This is a genomic window from Micrococcus luteus NCTC 2665 (genome assembly GCF_000023205.1).
In the GTDB taxonomy this organism is placed as follows: domain Bacteria; phylum Actinomycetota; class Actinomycetes; order Actinomycetales; family Micrococcaceae; genus Micrococcus; species Micrococcus luteus.
Map to the genome: position 1 here is coordinate 1,075,164 of NC_012803.1, position 15,876 is coordinate 1,091,039.

11 protein-coding genes are annotated in these 15,876 nt (G+C 73.8%); 10 read left to right on the top strand and 1 reads right to left on the bottom strand.

Translation table 11 applies throughout. The annotated features are described in order from the left end of the window. Positions 1-4: 4 nt before the first annotated feature. From MLUT_RS16520 to ndk, 9 genes are all read left to right on the top strand, one after another. On the top strand, positions 5-730 hold the full coding sequence (locus MLUT_RS16520) for an ABC transporter ATP-binding protein (protein WP_010078844.1): 726 nt from the start codon (positions 5-7) through the stop codon (positions 728-730). After that, entirely contained in the window at positions 720-1,643 is a 924-nt protein-coding gene (locus tag MLUT_RS16525) for an ABC transporter permease (protein WP_010078843.1), read from the top strand. The genes MLUT_RS16520 and MLUT_RS16525 overlap by 11 nt, the downstream gene beginning before the upstream one ends. Further along, on the top strand, positions 1,640-2,908 hold the full coding sequence (gene cobA, locus MLUT_RS16530; protein ID WP_010078842.1) for a uroporphyrinogen-III C-methyltransferase: 1,269 nt from the start codon (positions 1,640-1,642) through the stop codon (positions 2,906-2,908). Before MLUT_RS16525 ends, cobA begins: the two co-directional genes overlap by 4 nt. After that, positions 2,905-4,335, top strand: coding sequence for an FAD-dependent oxidoreductase (locus MLUT_RS16535; RefSeq protein ID WP_012750842.1), 1,431 nt, complete (start codon positions 2,905-2,907; stop codon positions 4,333-4,335). The genes cobA and MLUT_RS16535 overlap by 4 nt, the downstream gene beginning before the upstream one ends. Before the next feature lie 80 nt (positions 4,336-4,415). Further along, the gene (locus MLUT_RS16540; RefSeq protein WP_010078840.1) at positions 4,416-5,051 is read left to right on the top strand and encodes a TIGR03085 family metal-binding protein; all 636 of its coding nucleotides are present in this window, start codon (positions 4,416-4,418) and stop codon (positions 5,049-5,051) included. 278 nt (positions 5,052-5,329) lie between these two features. Next, positions 5,330-8,746 (top strand): isoleucine--tRNA ligase, encoded by a 3,417-nt coding sequence (gene ileS / locus MLUT_RS16545; RefSeq protein ID WP_010078839.1) that lies wholly within the window; start codon positions 5,330-5,332, stop codon positions 8,744-8,746. Next, on the top strand, positions 8,746-10,299 hold the full coding sequence (locus MLUT_RS16550) for a bifunctional folylpolyglutamate synthase/dihydrofolate synthase (protein WP_012750843.1): 1,554 nt from the start codon (positions 8,746-8,748) through the stop codon (positions 10,297-10,299). Before ileS ends, MLUT_RS16550 begins: the two co-directional genes overlap by 1 nt. Continuing rightward, positions 10,296-10,796, top strand: coding sequence for a DUF4233 domain-containing protein (locus tag MLUT_RS16555; RefSeq protein ID WP_012750844.1), 501 nt, complete (start codon positions 10,296-10,298; stop codon positions 10,794-10,796). Before MLUT_RS16550 ends, MLUT_RS16555 begins: the two co-directional genes overlap by 4 nt. 75 nt (positions 10,797-10,871) lie before the next feature. Continuing rightward, on the top strand, positions 10,872-11,294 hold the full coding sequence (gene ndk / locus MLUT_RS16560) for a nucleoside-diphosphate kinase (protein ID WP_012750845.1): 423 nt from the start codon (positions 10,872-10,874) through the stop codon (positions 11,292-11,294). Positions 11,295-11,338: 44 nt separating this feature from the next. On the opposite strand, the gene MLUT_RS16565 is transcribed toward ndk, so the two are convergent. Then, positions 11,339-11,998, bottom strand: a complete 660-nt coding sequence (locus MLUT_RS16565) for a vitamin K epoxide reductase family protein (RefSeq protein ID WP_012750846.1) — start codon at positions 11,996-11,998, stop codon at positions 11,339-11,341. Positions 11,999-12,242: 244 nt separating this feature from the next. On the opposite strand from MLUT_RS16565, the gene MLUT_RS16570 reads away from it, so the two are divergent. Continuing rightward, positions 12,243-15,671, top strand: coding sequence for an Rne/Rng family ribonuclease (locus MLUT_RS16570; protein ID WP_370622423.1), 3,429 nt, complete (start codon positions 12,243-12,245; stop codon positions 15,669-15,671). The last annotated feature ends 205 nt before the right edge of the window (positions 15,672-15,876 follow it).

Below are 15,876 nucleotides of genomic sequence, written 5' to 3' on the forward strand. Positions count from 1 at the left end.
GGTCATGACGGTGGTGATGGAGGACGTGGGCAAGAGCTTCGGCGGGCCCACGCCCGTGCTGGAGGACGTCTCCGTGCGGATCGAGCCGGGCGAGTTCGTCTGCCTGCTCGGCGCGTCCGGATGCGGCAAGTCCACCCTGCTGAACATCATCGCCCGGCTCGAGGCGCCCACCGCGGGCGTCGTCAAGACCCCCCGGGAGGGGGCCGCGTTCATGTTCCAGGACGCCGCCCTCTTCCCGTGGCTCACCGCCCGCGGCAACATCGAGCTCGCCCTCCGCTTCGCCGGTGTGGCCGCGGGGGAGCGTCGGGAGCGTGCCGGGGAGCTGCTGCGCCTCGTCCACCTGGACGACGCCGCCGACCTGCGACCCCACCAGCTCTCCGGCGGCATGCGCCAGCGCGTCGCCCTGGCCCGGGCCCTCGCCCAGGACCGCCCCCTGCTGCTCATGGACGAGCCGTTCGCGGCCTTGGACGCGATCACCCGCGACCTGCTGCATGGGGAGCTCGAGCGCGTGTGGCGGCAGACCGGCCGGACGGTCGTGTTCGTCACCCACAACGTGGCCGAGGCCGTCCGCCTCGGCCAGCGGGTGCTGCTGCTGTCCTCACGTCCGGGTCGCGTCGTCGCCGAATGGGACGTGCCCGCAGCCGCCCGCCACGACGCGCCCGCCGCGGCCGCCCTCACGGCCGCCATCACCGCCCGACTCGGTCAGGAGATCCGTCGCCATGCGCACTGACACCCCCACCCTCGACGCCCCCGGCCGCGCGCCGGGGGCCGCCACCGACGACGAGCTGCGCGAGCTCGACAGCGGCCTCGACGCGCTCCAGGCCGTCGACTCGACCCGTCGGACGGGTCTGGCCGGGTGGGACTGGAGCCGGGTCCTGCTCCCGGTGGCCGCCGTCGTCCTGCTCGTGGCGATCTGGCAGGCCTTCGCGTGGCTGGCCGGTGCGCGCGGCGAGCCGATCACCGGTCCCGGCGACGTCCTCGGGGCCTTCGGGACGCTGTGGGCCCAGGGCCTCGTCCAGCAGGCAGTGGCGACGTCCGTGGGCCGCGCCGTCGTGGGCTTCGCACTCGCCGTGGTCGTCGGCGTCGGGCTGGGCCTGCTGCTCGGACAGGTCGGCGTCCTGCGACGGGCGTTCGGCCCGCTGCTCACGGCCCTGATGGTGCTGCCCAACGTGGCCTGGGTGCCGCTCGCGGTGCTGTGGTTCGGCCTCAGCGACGCCACCGCGTACTTCGTGATGCTCACCGGCGCCGTCCCGGCCGTGGTCGCCGGCCTCACCACCGGCACGGACCAGGTGCCGCCGCAGCTGCGTCGCGCGGCCCGCGTGCTGGGCGCCTCGCGCCTCGAGACCGCCCTGCTGGTGGTCCTCCCGGCTGCCCTGCCCGCCTTCGTCTCCGGCCTGCGCCAGGGCTGGGCCTTCGCGTGGCGAGGCCTCATGGCCGCCGAGATCATCGCCGTCGGCGGGCCCATGGGCGTCGGACTCGGGACCCTGCTCCACCAGGGACGGACCGAGTCCGACCTCGCCGTCGTCCTCTGCGCCGTCCTGGCCATCCTGGCCGTCGGCGTCCTCGTCGAACTGACCGTATTCGGCCCTGTCGAGCGGCGCATGCTGCGCCGCCGGGGGCTGCTGGAAGGGAGCACGCGATGACCGCGTCCGATCTGTACCCCACCTCCCTGCGTCTGCTCGGCCGGCCCGTCCTGATGGTGGGCGGCGGGCGCGTGGCCGGCCGCCGCGTGGGCGCCCTCCTCGACGCCGGCGCGCTCGTCACCGTGGTGGCCCCGGAGCCGGGGGAGGAGGTGGAGCGGCTCGCGGCGGCCGGCCTGCTCACCCTGCACCGCCGCCCCTACCGCCCGTCCGACCTCGACGGGGTCTGGTTCGCCCAGACCGCCACCGGCGACCGGGCCGTGGACGGGGCCGTGGCCTCCGACGCCGAGGCCCGCCGCGTCTGGTGCGTCGACGCCTCCAACGCCGAGTCCTCCGCCGCCTGGACGCCCGCCGTCGTCCGGGCCGGGGACGTGACCGTGGCCGTCAACGCCGGGGGAGACCCTCGCCGCGCCCGCGCCCTGAAGGACGCGATCACCCTGGCTCTGTCCACGGGGCACCTGCCCCTGCGGCGGCGGCGCGCGTCCGCCGAGCCCGGCCGCGTGGCACTCGTCGGCGGCGGCCCCGGCGACTCCGGGCTCATCACCGTGCGCGGCCGACAGCTGCTCGCGGAGGCCGACGTGGTGGTCGCCGACCGGCTGGGCCCGCGCGCCCTCCTGGCCGAGCTGGACCCGGCGGTGCCCGTGATCGAGGTCGGCAAGGCCCCCGGGAACCACCTGGCCACGCAGGACGAGATCAACGCCGTCCTGGTCCGGGAGGCCCGGGCCGGCCGCCTCGTCGTCCGGCTCAAGGGCGGCGACCCGTACGTGCTCGGCCGCGGCGGCGAGGAGGCAGCGCACTGCCGCGCCCACGGCGTCGACGTCGAGGTGGTCCCCGGTGTCACGAGCGCCGTCTCGGTGCCCGCCGCCGCGGGGATCCCGGTCACCCATCGAGGCGTCGCCACCGGCTTCACGCTGGTGACCGGCCACGAAGAGCTGTCCGAAGTGCCCACCCGGGCCGACCACACGCTGGTCCTGCTGATGGGCGTGCGCCGGCTCGCGGACACCGCGCGCCGACTGACGGAGCGCGGCCTCGACGGCGCGACGCCCGTGGCGATCATCGAGCGCGGCTGGATGCCGGACCAGCGGGTCACCGTGGGCACGGTGGAGACCATCGCCGCGCAGGCGGCCGCCGTCGGTGTGGCGAACCCCGCCGTGATCGTCGTGGGCGACGTCGTGCGCCTGAGCCCCTACGCCACCGGCGCGCCTGCAGCCGGTGTCCCTGCCCCGATCTTGACCCTGAACCCGACCTCCGAAGGAGCACGAGCATGACCCTGACCCCCTCGAGGCCCGACCGCCCGTTGCGCATCGCCATCATCGGTGCCGGACCCGCCGGGGTGTACACGGCGGACATCCTGACCAAGGAGGAGCGGGACTTCCGGGTCAGCATCGACTTGTTCGACCGGTACCCGGCCCCGTTCGGTCTGATCCGTTACGGGGTGGCCCCGGACCATCCGCGCATCAAGGGCATCGTGAACGCCCTGCACAAGGTCATGGACCGCGGGGACATCCGTTTCCTGGGGAACGTGGACTACGGCACGGATCTGAGCCTGGCGGATCTGCGTCGGCACTACGACGCGATCGTGTTCTCCACCGGGGCGGTGCGGGACGCGGCCCTGGACGTGCCGGGGGTGGAGTTGGCCGGCTCGTTCGGTGGCGCGGACTTCGCCGCCTGGTATGACGGGCATCCGGATGTGCCGCGGCACTGGCCGTTGGAGGCCACGCAGGTGGCGGTGATCGGCAACGGGAACGTGGCCCTGGATGTGGCCCGGATCCTGTCCAAGCATGCCGAGGACCTGTTGCCCACCGAGATCCCGGACAACGTGTACCGGGACCTGGCCGCTTCCCCGGTCACGGATGTGCACGTGTTCGGCCGTCGCGGGCCGGCGCAGGTGAAGTTCACCCCGTTGGAGCTGCGGGAGCTCGCCCATTCCCGGGATGTGGACATCGTGCTGTACGAGGAGGACTTCGACTTCGATGAGGCCTCGGAGCAGGCGATCGAGGAGAACAACCAGGTCCGCACCATGGTGGGCACGTTGACGAACTGGCTGATGGAGCAGGAGGACCGTCAGCAGAGCGCCTCGCGTCGGCTGCACCTGCATTTCCTCCAGGCCCCGGAGCAGTTCCTGGACGAGGACGGGGATGGCCGGGTGGATGGTCTGCGGATGCGTCGGATGGAGCTGGACGGTTCCGGCGGGGTCCGCCCGACGGGGGAGACGGTGGACTACCCGGTGCAGGCGGTCTACCGGGCGGTGGGGTACTTCGGGTCCCCGGTGGAGGGGGTGGAGTTCGATGAGGTGCGCGGGGTGATCCCGAACGCGGAGGGTCGTGTGCTGGACGCCGATGGCGCCCCGGTGCCGGGCCTGTACGCCTCGGGGTGGATCAAGCGGGGTCCGGTGGGGTTGATCGGGCACACCAAGGGTGACTCCTTGGAGACGATCAAGCATCTGATCGAGGACGAGCCGGGGCTGTGGAGGGCTCAGGAGCCGGCGGAGGAGTCCGTGATCGAGCTGCTCGAGTCCCGCGGCGTGCCGTACACCACGTGGGCTGGTTGGCATGCTCTGGATGAGCACGAGAAGTCCTTGGGTGCGCAGGCCACGGAGGCCGGGCCGGTGGCGCGGGAGCGGGTGAAGGTCGTGGACCGGGAGGAGATGACCCGCATCTCCCGGGAGAGCGTCCTCCTCGGCGCCGGAGGCTGAGCCCTCCCGTCGGGTGGATTCGCGGCCGGGCGCGGCCCACCCCTCGCCCGCGCCGCGGCCCGCTCCCTACCGTGGTGACCATGACCACCTTCGCCGCAGCCGAACGCGCCCGCCTCGCTGACCTCCTGCTCGAGAAGGGCCCCGACGCGCCCACCCTGTGCGGCGGCTGGAGCACCCGCGACCTCGCCGCCCACCTCTGGCTGCGGGAGCGCCGGCCCGACGCCTTCGCCGCCCTGTTCATCCCGCCGCTGTCCCGCCACCTCGACCGCCTGACCGCGGAGACCAAGCGCCGCGACTACGCCGAGGTCGTGCGGGAGTGGGCCGCGGGCCCGTCGGCGCTGAACCCCATGCGGGCGGCGGACAGGCACGTGAACGCGGCCGAGCACTTCATCCACCTCGAGGACGTCCGGCGCGGCGAGTCCGCGGCCGGCGGCTCGCTGCCCGCCCCGCGCTCGTTCTCCCCGGACGAGGAGGACGCCCTCTACCGCTCGCTGCGCCGCATGGCCCCGCTGTTCCTGCGTAAGTCCGCGGCGCCGGTGGTCCTCCAGGGCCCGGGTCGCGCCCCGGTCACCGTCACCCGTGGGGCCGTGGCGCTGCGGGCGCCCGTCACGGTGACCGGCGAGGTCGGGGAGCTCCTCCTCTGGGCCTCGGGCCGGGACGCCGTGCACGTGGAGCTCGACGGCGACGCGTCGGCGGCCGTGCGCACCGCCCTCTGACGCGCTCCGGCCCCGCGGCCACGGGCCGGCGCATCGTCCACTACACTGGCGGGCACAGGCGTCGACCCGGCCATCACCGGCGAGCCTCCGGAAGAACGGGCCGCACGGCCCCAGTAGAACCGGACGGGTAAGCCCGTCACAGCAGTCATCAAGCGGCCAGCACCCCGGGGACCTCCCGACGCCGGCAAGCAAGGTGGTACCGCGTCCGCGGCCGGCCGGAGGGTCGGGCCCTCGGGCGTCCTTGCACGGAACCGACGCCCCGGACGCAAAGGACCCCCGTGTACCCCCTCGCCTCCTCCGCCCCTGACGGCCGCACCCCCGCCTCCCCGCGCTTCCCGGAGATCGAGCGCCGCATCCTGGCGTACTGGGACGAGGACGGCACCTTCCAGGCCTCGATCGACCAGCGTCCCGCCCTGAACGAGGACGGTTCGCAGAACGAGTTCGTCTTCTACGACGGCCCGCCCTTCGCCAACGGCCTGCCGCACTACGGCCACCTGCTCACCGGGTACGTCAAGGACCTCGTGGCTCGCTACCAGACGCAGCAGGGCCGCCGCGTGGAGCGCCGCTTCGGCTGGGACACCCACGGCCTGCCCGCCGAGCTCGAGGCGATGAAGCAGCTGGGCATGACGGACAAGTCCGAGATCGAGGCCATGGGCATCGACAAGTTCAACGACGCCTGCCGCTCCTCGGTCCTGAAGTACACGGACCAGTGGCAGGACTACGTGACCCGCCAGGCCCGCTGGGTCGACTTCGAGAACGACTACAAGACCCTCACCCCGGACTTCATGGAGTCCGTGATCTGGGCCTTCTCCGAGCTGCACCGCAAGGGCCTGACCTACCGCGGCTTCCGCGTCCTGCCCTACTGCTGGAACGACGAGACCCCGCTGTCCAACCACGAGCTGCGCATGGACGACGACGTCTACAAGATGCGCCAGGACCCCTCGGTCACCGTCACGTTCCCGATCACCGGCCTCCCGGCGGACCCCGCCCTCGTGCCCGACGGCGGCGCCGACGCGGCGCTCGCCGCGCACCTGGCCGGCGTCCACGTCCTGGCCTGGACCACCACGCCCTGGACGCTGCCGACCAACGCGGCCCTCGCCGTCGGCCCCCAGATCCAGTACGCCGTGGTGCCGGCCGGCCCCGAGGGCGCGACCGCGGACGGGGACCGCTTCCTCCTGGCCGTGGACCTCGTGGGCACCCACGCCAGGGAGCTCGGCTACGCCGACGCCGACGCCGCCCGCGCCGCGGTCACCGAGACGATCCCCGGCGCCCGCCTCGGCGGCCTGGCCTACGCGCCGCTGTTCACGGACGTGTTCGACGTCCACCGCGGGGAGACCTTCACCGTCAACGGCCGTGACCTCGGCGTCGAGGGCGCCCACCGCATCCTCGTGGACGACTACGTCTCCACCGAGGACGGCACCGGCGTGGTCCACCAGGCGCCGGCCTACGGTGAGGACGATCAGCGCGTGTGCGAGGCCAACGGCATCCCCGTGCTGCTCTCCGTGGACTCCGGAGCCCGGTTCCTGCCGCTGTTCGCCCGCGAGGACGTCGGGCGCGGCGACCTGCGCGAGATCGCCGGCGTCCAGGTCTTCGAGGCCAACCGCACGATCATCCGCGCCCTGCGCTCGCTGGGCCGGCTCGCGCGGGAGGCCTCCTACGAGCACTCCTACCCGCACTGCTGGCGCTGCCGCACGCCCCTGATCTACCGCGCGGTGACGTCCTGGTACGTCAAGGTCACCCAGATCAAGGAGCGCATGCTCGAGCTGAACGAGGAGATCACCTGGATCCCCGGCAACGTGAAGCACGGGCAGTTCGGCACGTGGGTCGCCAACGCGCGCGACTGGTCCATCTCCCGCAACCGGTACTGGGGCTCGCCCATCCCGGTGTGGGAGTCCGACCACCCCGACTTCCCCCGCCAGGAGGTCTACGGCTCGCTCGCGGAGATCGAGGAGGCCTTCGGCCGCCTGCCGCGCAACGCCCAGGGCGAGGTGGACCTGCACCGCCCGTGGGTGGACGACCTCACCCGCCCCCACCCGGACCCCGAGGCCGCCGCGGCCGGTGCGGTCATGCGCCGCGTCGAGGACGTGCTGGACGTCTGGTTCGACTCCGGCTCCATGCCGTACGCCCAGGTGCACTACCCGTTCGAACGCGCGGACTGGTTCCCCACGCACAACCCGGCGGACTTCATCGTGGAGTACATCGGCCAGACGCGCGGCTGGTTCTACACCATGCACATCCTGGCGACCGCCCTGTTCGACCGGCCGGCGTTCTCCAACGTGATCGCGCACGGCATCGTGCTCGGCTCGGACGGGCAGAAGATGTCCAAGTCGCTGCGCAACTACCCGGACGTCACGGAGGTCCTGGACCGCGACGGCGCGGACGCCATGCGCTGGTTCCTCATGGCCAGCCCCATCCTGCGCGGCGGCAACCTGATCGTCACCGAGGACGGCATCCGCGAGGGCGTCCGCCAGGTGCTGCTGCCGGCGTGGAACGCCTACCACTTCTTCACCCTGTACGCGAACACCGCGCACGACGGCGGCGCCCGCCCCGAGGGGTACCGCGCGCAGGAGCGGCACACCGCCGAGGACCCCCTGGACCAGTACATCCTGGCCGCCACGGGCCGCATGCTGCGGGAGGTCAAGACCGGCCTGGACGCCTACGAGGTCTCGGACGCCACGGACGCCCTGCGCGGCTTCATGGACACGCTGACCAACTGGTACATCCGACGCTCCCGCGAGCGGTTCTTCGACGAGGACACCGTCGCCTTCGACGTCCTCTACACCGTCCTGGAGGCCTTCACCCGGGCCGCCGCACCGCTGATGCCGCTGATCGCCGAGGAGATCTGGCGCGGCCTCACGGGCGGTCGCTCGGTCCACCTGACCGACTACCCGGACGCCGACCTGTTCCCGCACGGGCCCGAGGCGGACTCCCTCGTGGCCCGGATGGACGCGGTGCGCCGCATCAGCTCGGCCGGCTCGGCCCTGCGCAAGGGGGCCGGGCGCCGGGTGCGCCTGCCGCTGCCCCGCCTGTCCGTCGTCGTCCCGGACGCGGCGGGCCTCGAGGGCACCTACGCCCGCATCGTGGCGGACGAGCTGAACCTCAAGGACGTGGAGCTCACCGAGCTCTCGGAGGAGGCGATCGCCCGCTACGGCATCGGCACGGAGCTGAAGCTGAACTTCCGCGAGCTCGGCAAGGCGTTCGGCAGGCAGGTGCCGCTCGTGAAGCAGGCGGTCGACGCCGGCGCGTACGAGGAGACGGCCGAAGGCCTGGCGGTCACGCTCGCCGACGGCGAGACCGTGACCCTGGCCCCCGCGCTCTACGAGCTGCGCACCGTCTCCACCGGCGCCCCCGAGGGGACCGCGGTCGGCGTGCTGCCCGGCACCGCCGGCTTCCTCGTGCTGGACACCGAGGTCTCCGCGGAGCTGGCCGCCGAGGGCACCGCCCGGGACGTGGTCCGCGCCGTGCAGGCGGCCCGCAAGGACGCCGGCCTGGACGTCTCCGACCGCGTGCGCACGCGGATCGAGGGCCCCACCGCCGTCGTGGCGGCGCTCGAGGTCCACCGCGGCCTCGTCGCGGAGGAGACCCTCACGGTGGACCTGGAGCTCGTGGACTCCGGTGCGGCCGACCCCCGCAAGGACCCGGCCGACGACGCCATGAAGACCGTGGCCGTCACCGTCGCGAAGGCGGACGCGTGATGCGCGCGGACGTCCCGGGCACGGTCGAGGAGGTCTACCGGGACCTGCTCGCCCGCGCCCCGGAGAACAAGATGCAGCCGCGGCTCGAGCCGATGCGGCGCGTGCTCGCGCTGCTCGGCGACCCGCAGCACGCGGCCCCGGTGATCCACCTGACCGGCACCAACGGCAAGACCTCCACGGCGCGGATGATCGAGGCCGTCCTGCGCGCCTACGGGCTGCGCACCGGGCGCTACACCTCGCCGCACCTGCAGCGCGTCACGGAGCGGATCAGCATCGACGGCGCCCCGGTCGCCGACGAGACCTTCGTGCGCGTCTGGGGGGAGATCCTCCCGATCGTGCAGACCGTGGACGCGGAGCTCGAGGCCGCGGGCGAGGTCCCGCTGACGTACTTCGAGGCGCTCACCACGCTGGGCTTCGCGGTGTTCGCGGACGAGCCCGTGGAGGTCGTCGTCCTCGAGGTGGGCCTCGGGGGCGTGACGGACGCGACCAACGTCGCGGACGCCGTCGTCTCCGTGGTCACCCCCATCTCCCTGGACCACACGGACCTGCTGGGGGAGACCGAGGCCGAGATCGCCGAGGAGAAGGCCGGCATCATCAAGCCCGGCGGCGCCCTCGTCTCCGCCGCCCAGGAGCGCGACGCCGCCCAGGTGCTGCTTGAGGCGGCGCGGGCGGCCGACGTGCCGTTCCGCTTCGAGGGCGTCGAGTTCGGCGTGCTCGAGCGCTCCCTGGCCGTGGGCGGCCAGCAGGTGTCCGTGCGTGGCCTCGCGGCCGAGTACCGGGACCTGTTCCTGCCGCTGCTCGGGGAGCACCAGGCGCAGAACCTCGCGGTGGCCGTGGCGGCCCTGGAGATGTTCCTGGGCGGCGGCGAGCGACCGCTGGACGAGGAGCTGCTGCGCGAGGGGCTGTCCCAGGTCACCTCGCCCGGCCGGCTCGAGGTGCTGCGCACCGCCCCCACGCTCATCGTGGACGCCGCCCACAACCCGGACGGCGTGCGGGCCACGGCCCGCGCGGTGCAGGAGGCGTTCGGCTTCACCCGTCTCTCGCTGGTCGTCGGGATCCTCCAGGAGAAGGACGCGCCGGGCATGCTCGCGGCGCTCTACCGGGCGTTCGGCGACGACGTGGAGGACCTCGCGGTGACGCAGTCCTCCTCGGCCCGCGCCATCCCGGCCGGGGAGCTGGCCCGCATGGCCGTCGACGCCGGCTGGCCCGAGGACGACGTGTACGCCACCGAGTCCGTGCCGGACGCCCTCGAGTGGGCGGTCGGCCGCGCGGAGGCCCTCGAGACGAGCGCGGACGAACTGGCCTCCGGCACCGGCGGCGGCGTGCTCGTGCTCGGCTCGATCACGCTGGCCGCCGAGGTCCGCGCCCTCGTGGGCGAGCCCCGCCATGCCGGCCCCGTCACCGTGGCGGCCCGCGGCCTCGACCCCGCCGACCTGCTCGACGCCGTCGGGCTGGCGGACGCCGACGAGGACGACCTGGACCCGGAGGTCCTCGAGCTGCTCGAGGACCGCGACGACGCCGGCGCCCGCCGCCGGCCGGAGGAGGACCGATGACCCCCGACCAGCCGGAGACCGGAGGCGCCACGGAGCAGGGGTGCTTCGGCGACGAGCCCTGGCGCCCCGAGCGTGAGACGCGAGCCCAGCGGCAGTGGCGCCCCGGCACTCGTCGGCGCCGCCGCTCCGTGCGCGCCCTGTTCACCTCCACGATCCTCATGCTCGAGGCGGTGCTCATCTTCTTCCTCGGGCTCATGCTGTTCGGCATGCACCGGGGAGAGCCGGGCGCCTGGTGGTTCGTGGCGGGCTACTCCGCGCTGGCCGTCGTCGCGGTGCTGACCTGCGCCCTGGTGCGCAAGCCCGTCGGCATCGCGATCGGCTGGGCGATCCAGGCCGTCCTGCTGGCCTCCGGCTTCTGGGAGTACTCGATGTTCGTGGTGGGGGCCCTCTTCGCGCTGACGTGGGCGTACGCCGTGATCAAGGGCGGTGCCATGGACGTCGAGAACGCCCACCGGGACCGCCTCGAGGCCGCCTGGGAGGCCGAGCACGGACGCTGAGACCCGGGCCCCACTAGGGTGGGGCGGGAACCGGACCGCGCTCGCGGCCGTCCGACGACGCTAGGAGCACACCCCATGACGCACCACACCGAAGAGACCCTCGTCCTCATCAAGCCGGACGGGGTGGCCCGCAACCTGGTCGGCGAGATCCTCGCGCGCATCGAGCGCAAGGGCTACGTGATCGCCGATCTGAAGATGCTCACGCCCACCCGCGCCATGCTGGAGCGCCACTACGAGGAGCACCAGGGCAAGCCGTTCTTCGAGCCGCTGGTCGCGTTCATGGCCTCCGGCCCCGTGGTGGCCGCGCGCGTCACGGGCGATTCGGTGATCGAGGGCTTCCGCTCGCTGGCCGGCAAGACCGATCCCACCGTGGCCGCCCCGGGCACCATCCGCGGCGACCTGGGCCGGGACTGGGGCGAGGCCGTCCAGAAGAACCTCGTCCACGGTTCGGACTCGACCCTCTCGGCCGAGCGCGAGCTCGCGATCTGGTTCGGCTGAGCCCGTTCCGGGCCCGTCGTCGCGTCCGGTGGGGGAGCACGGGCTCAGTCGATCCCGATGACCCCGAGGCCCAGTTCCAGCAGGATCGAGGCGAACACCAGGACGTAGAGGAGCACGATCACGGGCCAGGCCAGCTCCCGGGCGAGTCGGACGAGTCCGGCCGGGGCCGGCAGCGTGCCGGTCTGCAGGTTCCGGGACGTCACGAGCACGAGCTGGGCGATGACCATGGCCCACACGATCATGCAGTAGAGGCACAGCGTGCCGATGCTGTAGACGGCGGAGTACCAGAGCCACACGCAGAACGCGAAGCCCGCCAGGATCCCCGCATTCATCAGCAGCCAGTACCAGCGGGCGAAGCGGGCGCCGGCGAGCAGGGACACCGCCACGGTGATGAGCACGGAGAACGCGACCACGCCGATGTACGTGTTCGGGAAGCCGAAGGTGTGGGCCTGCCACGACTGCATCACCTGGCCGCAGGACACCCAGGGGTTGAGGTCGCAGGACGTGCGGTGCGTCGGGTCCGCGGTGAGGAGGGCGCGCTCGACGATGATGACGATCGTCGCCGTCAGCGCCACGAGCGAGGTGATCAGGAGCAGCGCCGCCGTGCCCGCGGGCCGGGCGTACCAGGTGAGCCGGTCCTCCTCGGCGGGCACGTCGTCGGCAGGGGAGAGGCGGACGTCGTCCGTCGGCGGGGTCGCAGGCATGCACACGATTCTAGGCGCGTGCCCGGGGCGGATGTGAGAGAATCGGCCCTGGCCGTCCCGTGGCCACACCGCGGGGCAGCCCGCTGCGCGCCCGACGTCGGGCCGCCGCCGAGGCGCCCCCGCGTCGAACATCGCGCGGGAGGTGGACGCCGGGCCCCGCCCGTGTGCGTCCGTGCGCCGGCCGGCGGACGGCACATGACGCCCAGGCTCCGATCTCGAGGGCGCAGCGGTTCCGCGCCGGGCCCTGACGGTCGACGCGGTCCACCCGATGACTTCTCGGAGTCCGCCTCCCGGCGCACCCGTGGCGCACGGCGCCCGGGGCAACGCGGCCGGCGGCGGACGCGGACACGCCGGGCGGCGGCGAGTGTGGCGTCGTCGGTCGGCGGGAGGTGCTGCCATGGCGGCCAACAACGAGGACACGACCCGCGCAGACGAACGTGCGGAGGAGACGGCCGCGCAGGCCGTGACGCAGACCGCGGCGGACACCGCCGCCGGGGCGGTTCAGCCGGAGCGGACCGCCGCGTCCGACGACGCCGCGGGCCCGGCCGAGGAGCCGAGCGCGCCGACGCTGCAGTTCGACCCGACCGACCCGTTCGCCGTGCCGGCGAACCTGATCGAGGTCCTGCGCACCGAGACCACGTCCCGGCAGCCCTCCGAGGACGAGGACGACCCGGAGACCTCCGGGCGTCCGCGCCGTCGTCGCCGCCCCTCGCGTGAGGGCGGCCACGCGGAGGAGGGGGCCGCAGATGCGTCGGCGGACGCCGAGGACCAGGAGGGCGCCGGAGAGTCCGAGGACCGAGCCGAGGGCGCCGTGGTCTCCCGTCGGCGCCGCCGACGCCGCCGCGGCGAGGTGGACATGGAGCTCGACGGCGGCGAGGCCGGCGATCCCGAGCACACCGTCACCCGCGTGCGCGCACCGCGCCAGGCCGCCAGCACCGCCTCGGACACCGTCCAGAGCGTCAAGGGCTCCACCCGGCTCGAGGCGAAGCGCCAGCGCCGCCGCGACTCCCGCTCGGGCGGGCGTCGCCGCACCGTGATCACCGAGGCCGAGTTCCTGGCCCGCCGCGAGGCCGTGGACCGCAAGATGCTCGTGCGCCAGCGCGACCAGCGCATCCAGATCGCCGTGCTCGAGGACGGCGTGCTGGCCGAGCACTTCGTCTCGCACACCACGCAGGACTCGATGATCGGCAACGTGTACCTGGGCAAGGTCCAGAACGTGCTGCCGTCCATGGAGGCCGCGTTCGTGGACATCGGCCGCGGACGCAACGCCGTGCTCTACGCGGGCGAGGTCAACTGGGACGCCGCCCAGCTGGACGGCAAGCCGAGGAAGATCGAGAACGCGCTCAAGTCCGGCGACACCGTGCTCGTCCAGGTCACCAAGGACTCGGTGGGCCACAAGGGCGCCCGCCTGACCAGCCAGGTCTCCCTGCCCGGCCGCTACCTCGTGTACGTGCCCGGAGGCTCGATGACCGGCATCTCCCGCAAGCTGCCGGACGTGGAGCGCTCGCGTCTGAAGAAGATCCTCAAGGACCACCTGCCGCAGGACGCAGGCGTGATCGTGCGCACCGCGGCCGAGGGCACCTCCGAGCAGGAGCTGCAGAACGACATCAACCGTCTGCGCGCCCAGTGGGAGGGCATCCAGGAGAAGGCGTCCGGCACCAAGGTGCTCGCCCCCGAGCTGCTCTACGCCGAGCCTGACCTGACCATCAAGACGGTCCGCGACGTCTTCAACGAGGACTTCTCCGCCATGCTCGTCCAGGGCGAGGCCACGTGGGACAACATCGAGGCCTACGTGACCTACGTGGCCCCGCACCTGCTGGGCCGTCTGCACCACTGGGTGCCGGAGGACCACGACGGCGAGGACCTGTACGCCACCCACCGCGTGGACGAGCAGCTCCACAAGGCGCTCGAGCGCAAGGTGTACCTGCCCTCCGGCGGCTCCCTCGTGATCGACCGCACCGAGGCCATGACCGTGGTGGACGTGAACACCGGCAAATTCACGGGCTCCGGCGGCAACCTCGAGGAGACCGTCACCAAGAACAACCTCGAGGCCGCCGAGGAGATCGTCCGGCAGCTGCGCCTGCGGGACATCGGCGGCATCATCGTCATCGACTTCATCGACATGGTGCTCGAGGCCAACCGCGACCTCGTGCTGCGCCGTCTCGTGGAGTGCCTGGGCCGGGACCGCACGAAGCACCAGGTCGCCGAGGTGACCTCGCTCGGCCTGGTCCAGATGACGCGCAAGCGCATGGGCACCGGCCTGGTCGAGGTGTTCTCGGAGACCTGCGAGCACTGCGCCGGCCGCGGAATCCTCATCCAGGACACGCCGATCGAGCGGGGCCGCTCCGGCGGTGAGCAGCGCGGCGAGGCGGAGGGCCGCCGTCGTCGCCGGCGTCGGGGCGACGGCGAGGGCGAGCACGCCCACGCCGCCGCGGCCACGACGACGGGCGCCGAGCCCACCGACTCCGAGGACGAGCGGCAGCGCCGTGAGCGGGCCGAGGCCGCCCGTGTCGCCCTGCACTCGATCGCGAAGGCCTCCGGCAAGGTGGCCGAGGACGAGACCCCCGCCCAGGAGTCCGCCCCCGCCGAGCAGGCGGCGGACGCCGCCGAGGACCAGGCGGCCGAGGCCGTCGAGGCCGCGTCGGCCGGGCCCGCGGAGGCCGGGCAGCCGGCCGGGGCGGACGAGGAGGAGACGCCGCGTCGCCGGCGCCGTCGGGGCCGCCGCCGCAGCCGGGGCCGCGCCGAGGAGTCGGGGGACACCGGCGCCGAGGATGCCGCGCGGTCGCACGACGACGAGCTCGCCGAGTCCGCCGAGCAGCCCCGTCAGACCGAGGAGGAGGCCGCCTCCAAGGCCCCTGGGGCCCCTGAGCACCAGGACCCGGTCGTGCAGGCCGAGGAGGCCGTGGCCGCCGTCGCGGAGGCGGAGGCCGACGCCGAGGCCGAGCCCACGGAGGATGCGGCCGAGCAGGGCGACCGCCCGCGCCGGTCCCGGCGTCGCCGGGGCGGTCGCGGCCGGTCCCGGCGGGACGGCGAGGCGGCCTCGACCGAGGCCGACGCCGAGGACCAGGGCGCGGAGCGCGCGACGCCGTCGCGGCACGACGTCGCGGGGGACGCACCGGAGCCGGAGCCCGCCGAGGATGCGCCGGCGCCCGTGCCTGCCGAGGATGTCCCGGCGCCCCGGCGCCGCCGGTCCCGCCGGGCCTCGAGCGACGGCGTCGTCCGTCCGGCCGCCGGTGCGGACGCGTCCGCCGAGCGGGCGGCCGACCGCATGGACGCGGCTCCGGTGGAGACCACCGAGCCCTCGCCCGAGGAGTCCACGGACGCCACCGAGGTCCACGAGCAGCCCGCCGCCCCGGCCGCCGTCGAGGAGGCCGTGATGGTGGAGCCTGCGGCGACCGAGCCGACGGCGGACGGGGAGCAGGCGTCCGCCGCGGACGCCCCGACCGAGGCCCAGGCGGCCCCGGCGCCCAAATCGCCGCGCCGGCGCTCGCGTCGTGCCGTGTCGTCCGACGGCGTCCACGTCCAGGTCCAGGCCGCGCCCGGCGGCGCCCAGGGCGGCCGCTTCACGGCGGCCGTGGCCGAGGCGTCCACCCCCGCCGAGCCGCAGGGTGCCGCCCCGGTGATGCTCGGCGTCGGCGTGAAGGCCGCCGACCTGGCCCGTCGCGGCCGCTGACCGTCGTCGGTGCCGCCGCCCGGGCCTGCCCCGGGCGGCGGCGACGCGCCGACACGCCTCTGTTTGGTCCGGACGCCCGGCAGCGAGTATGCTGGACCATCGGTGTTCACCGCCCGCACGCTCCCGCATGTCCCGGTGAGGGACCGCCGGACCCGGACGCAGCCGCGGTCGAGGTGCGGGCGAGCAGAACCCGATCTGATCCATT

Coding starts and splice junctions, on each gene's coding strand:
- MLUT_RS16555 (WP_012750844.1), top strand. CDS start 10,296: ATGACCCCCGACCAGCCGGAGACCGGAGGCGCCACGGAGCAGGGGTGC.
- MLUT_RS16525 (WP_010078843.1), top strand. CDS start 720: ATGCGCACTGACACCCCCACCCTCGACGCCCCCGGCCGCGCGCCGGGG.
- MLUT_RS16550 (WP_012750843.1), top strand. CDS start 8,746: ATGCGCGCGGACGTCCCGGGCACGGTCGAGGAGGTCTACCGGGACCTG.
- MLUT_RS16535 (WP_012750842.1), top strand. CDS start 2,905: ATGACCCTGACCCCCTCGAGGCCCGACCGCCCGTTGCGCATCGCCATC.
- ndk (WP_012750845.1), top strand. CDS start 10,872: ATGACGCACCACACCGAAGAGACCCTCGTCCTCATCAAGCCGGACGGG.
- MLUT_RS16520 (WP_010078844.1), top strand. CDS start 5: ATGACGGTGGTGATGGAGGACGTGGGCAAGAGCTTCGGCGGGCCCACG.
- MLUT_RS16565 (WP_012750846.1), bottom strand. CDS start 11,998: ATGCCTGCGACCCCGCCGACGGACGACGTCCGCCTCTCCCCTGCCGAC.
- MLUT_RS16540 (WP_010078840.1), top strand. CDS start 4,416: ATGACCACCTTCGCCGCAGCCGAACGCGCCCGCCTCGCTGACCTCCTG.
- cobA (WP_010078842.1), top strand. CDS start 1,640: ATGACCGCGTCCGATCTGTACCCCACCTCCCTGCGTCTGCTCGGCCGG.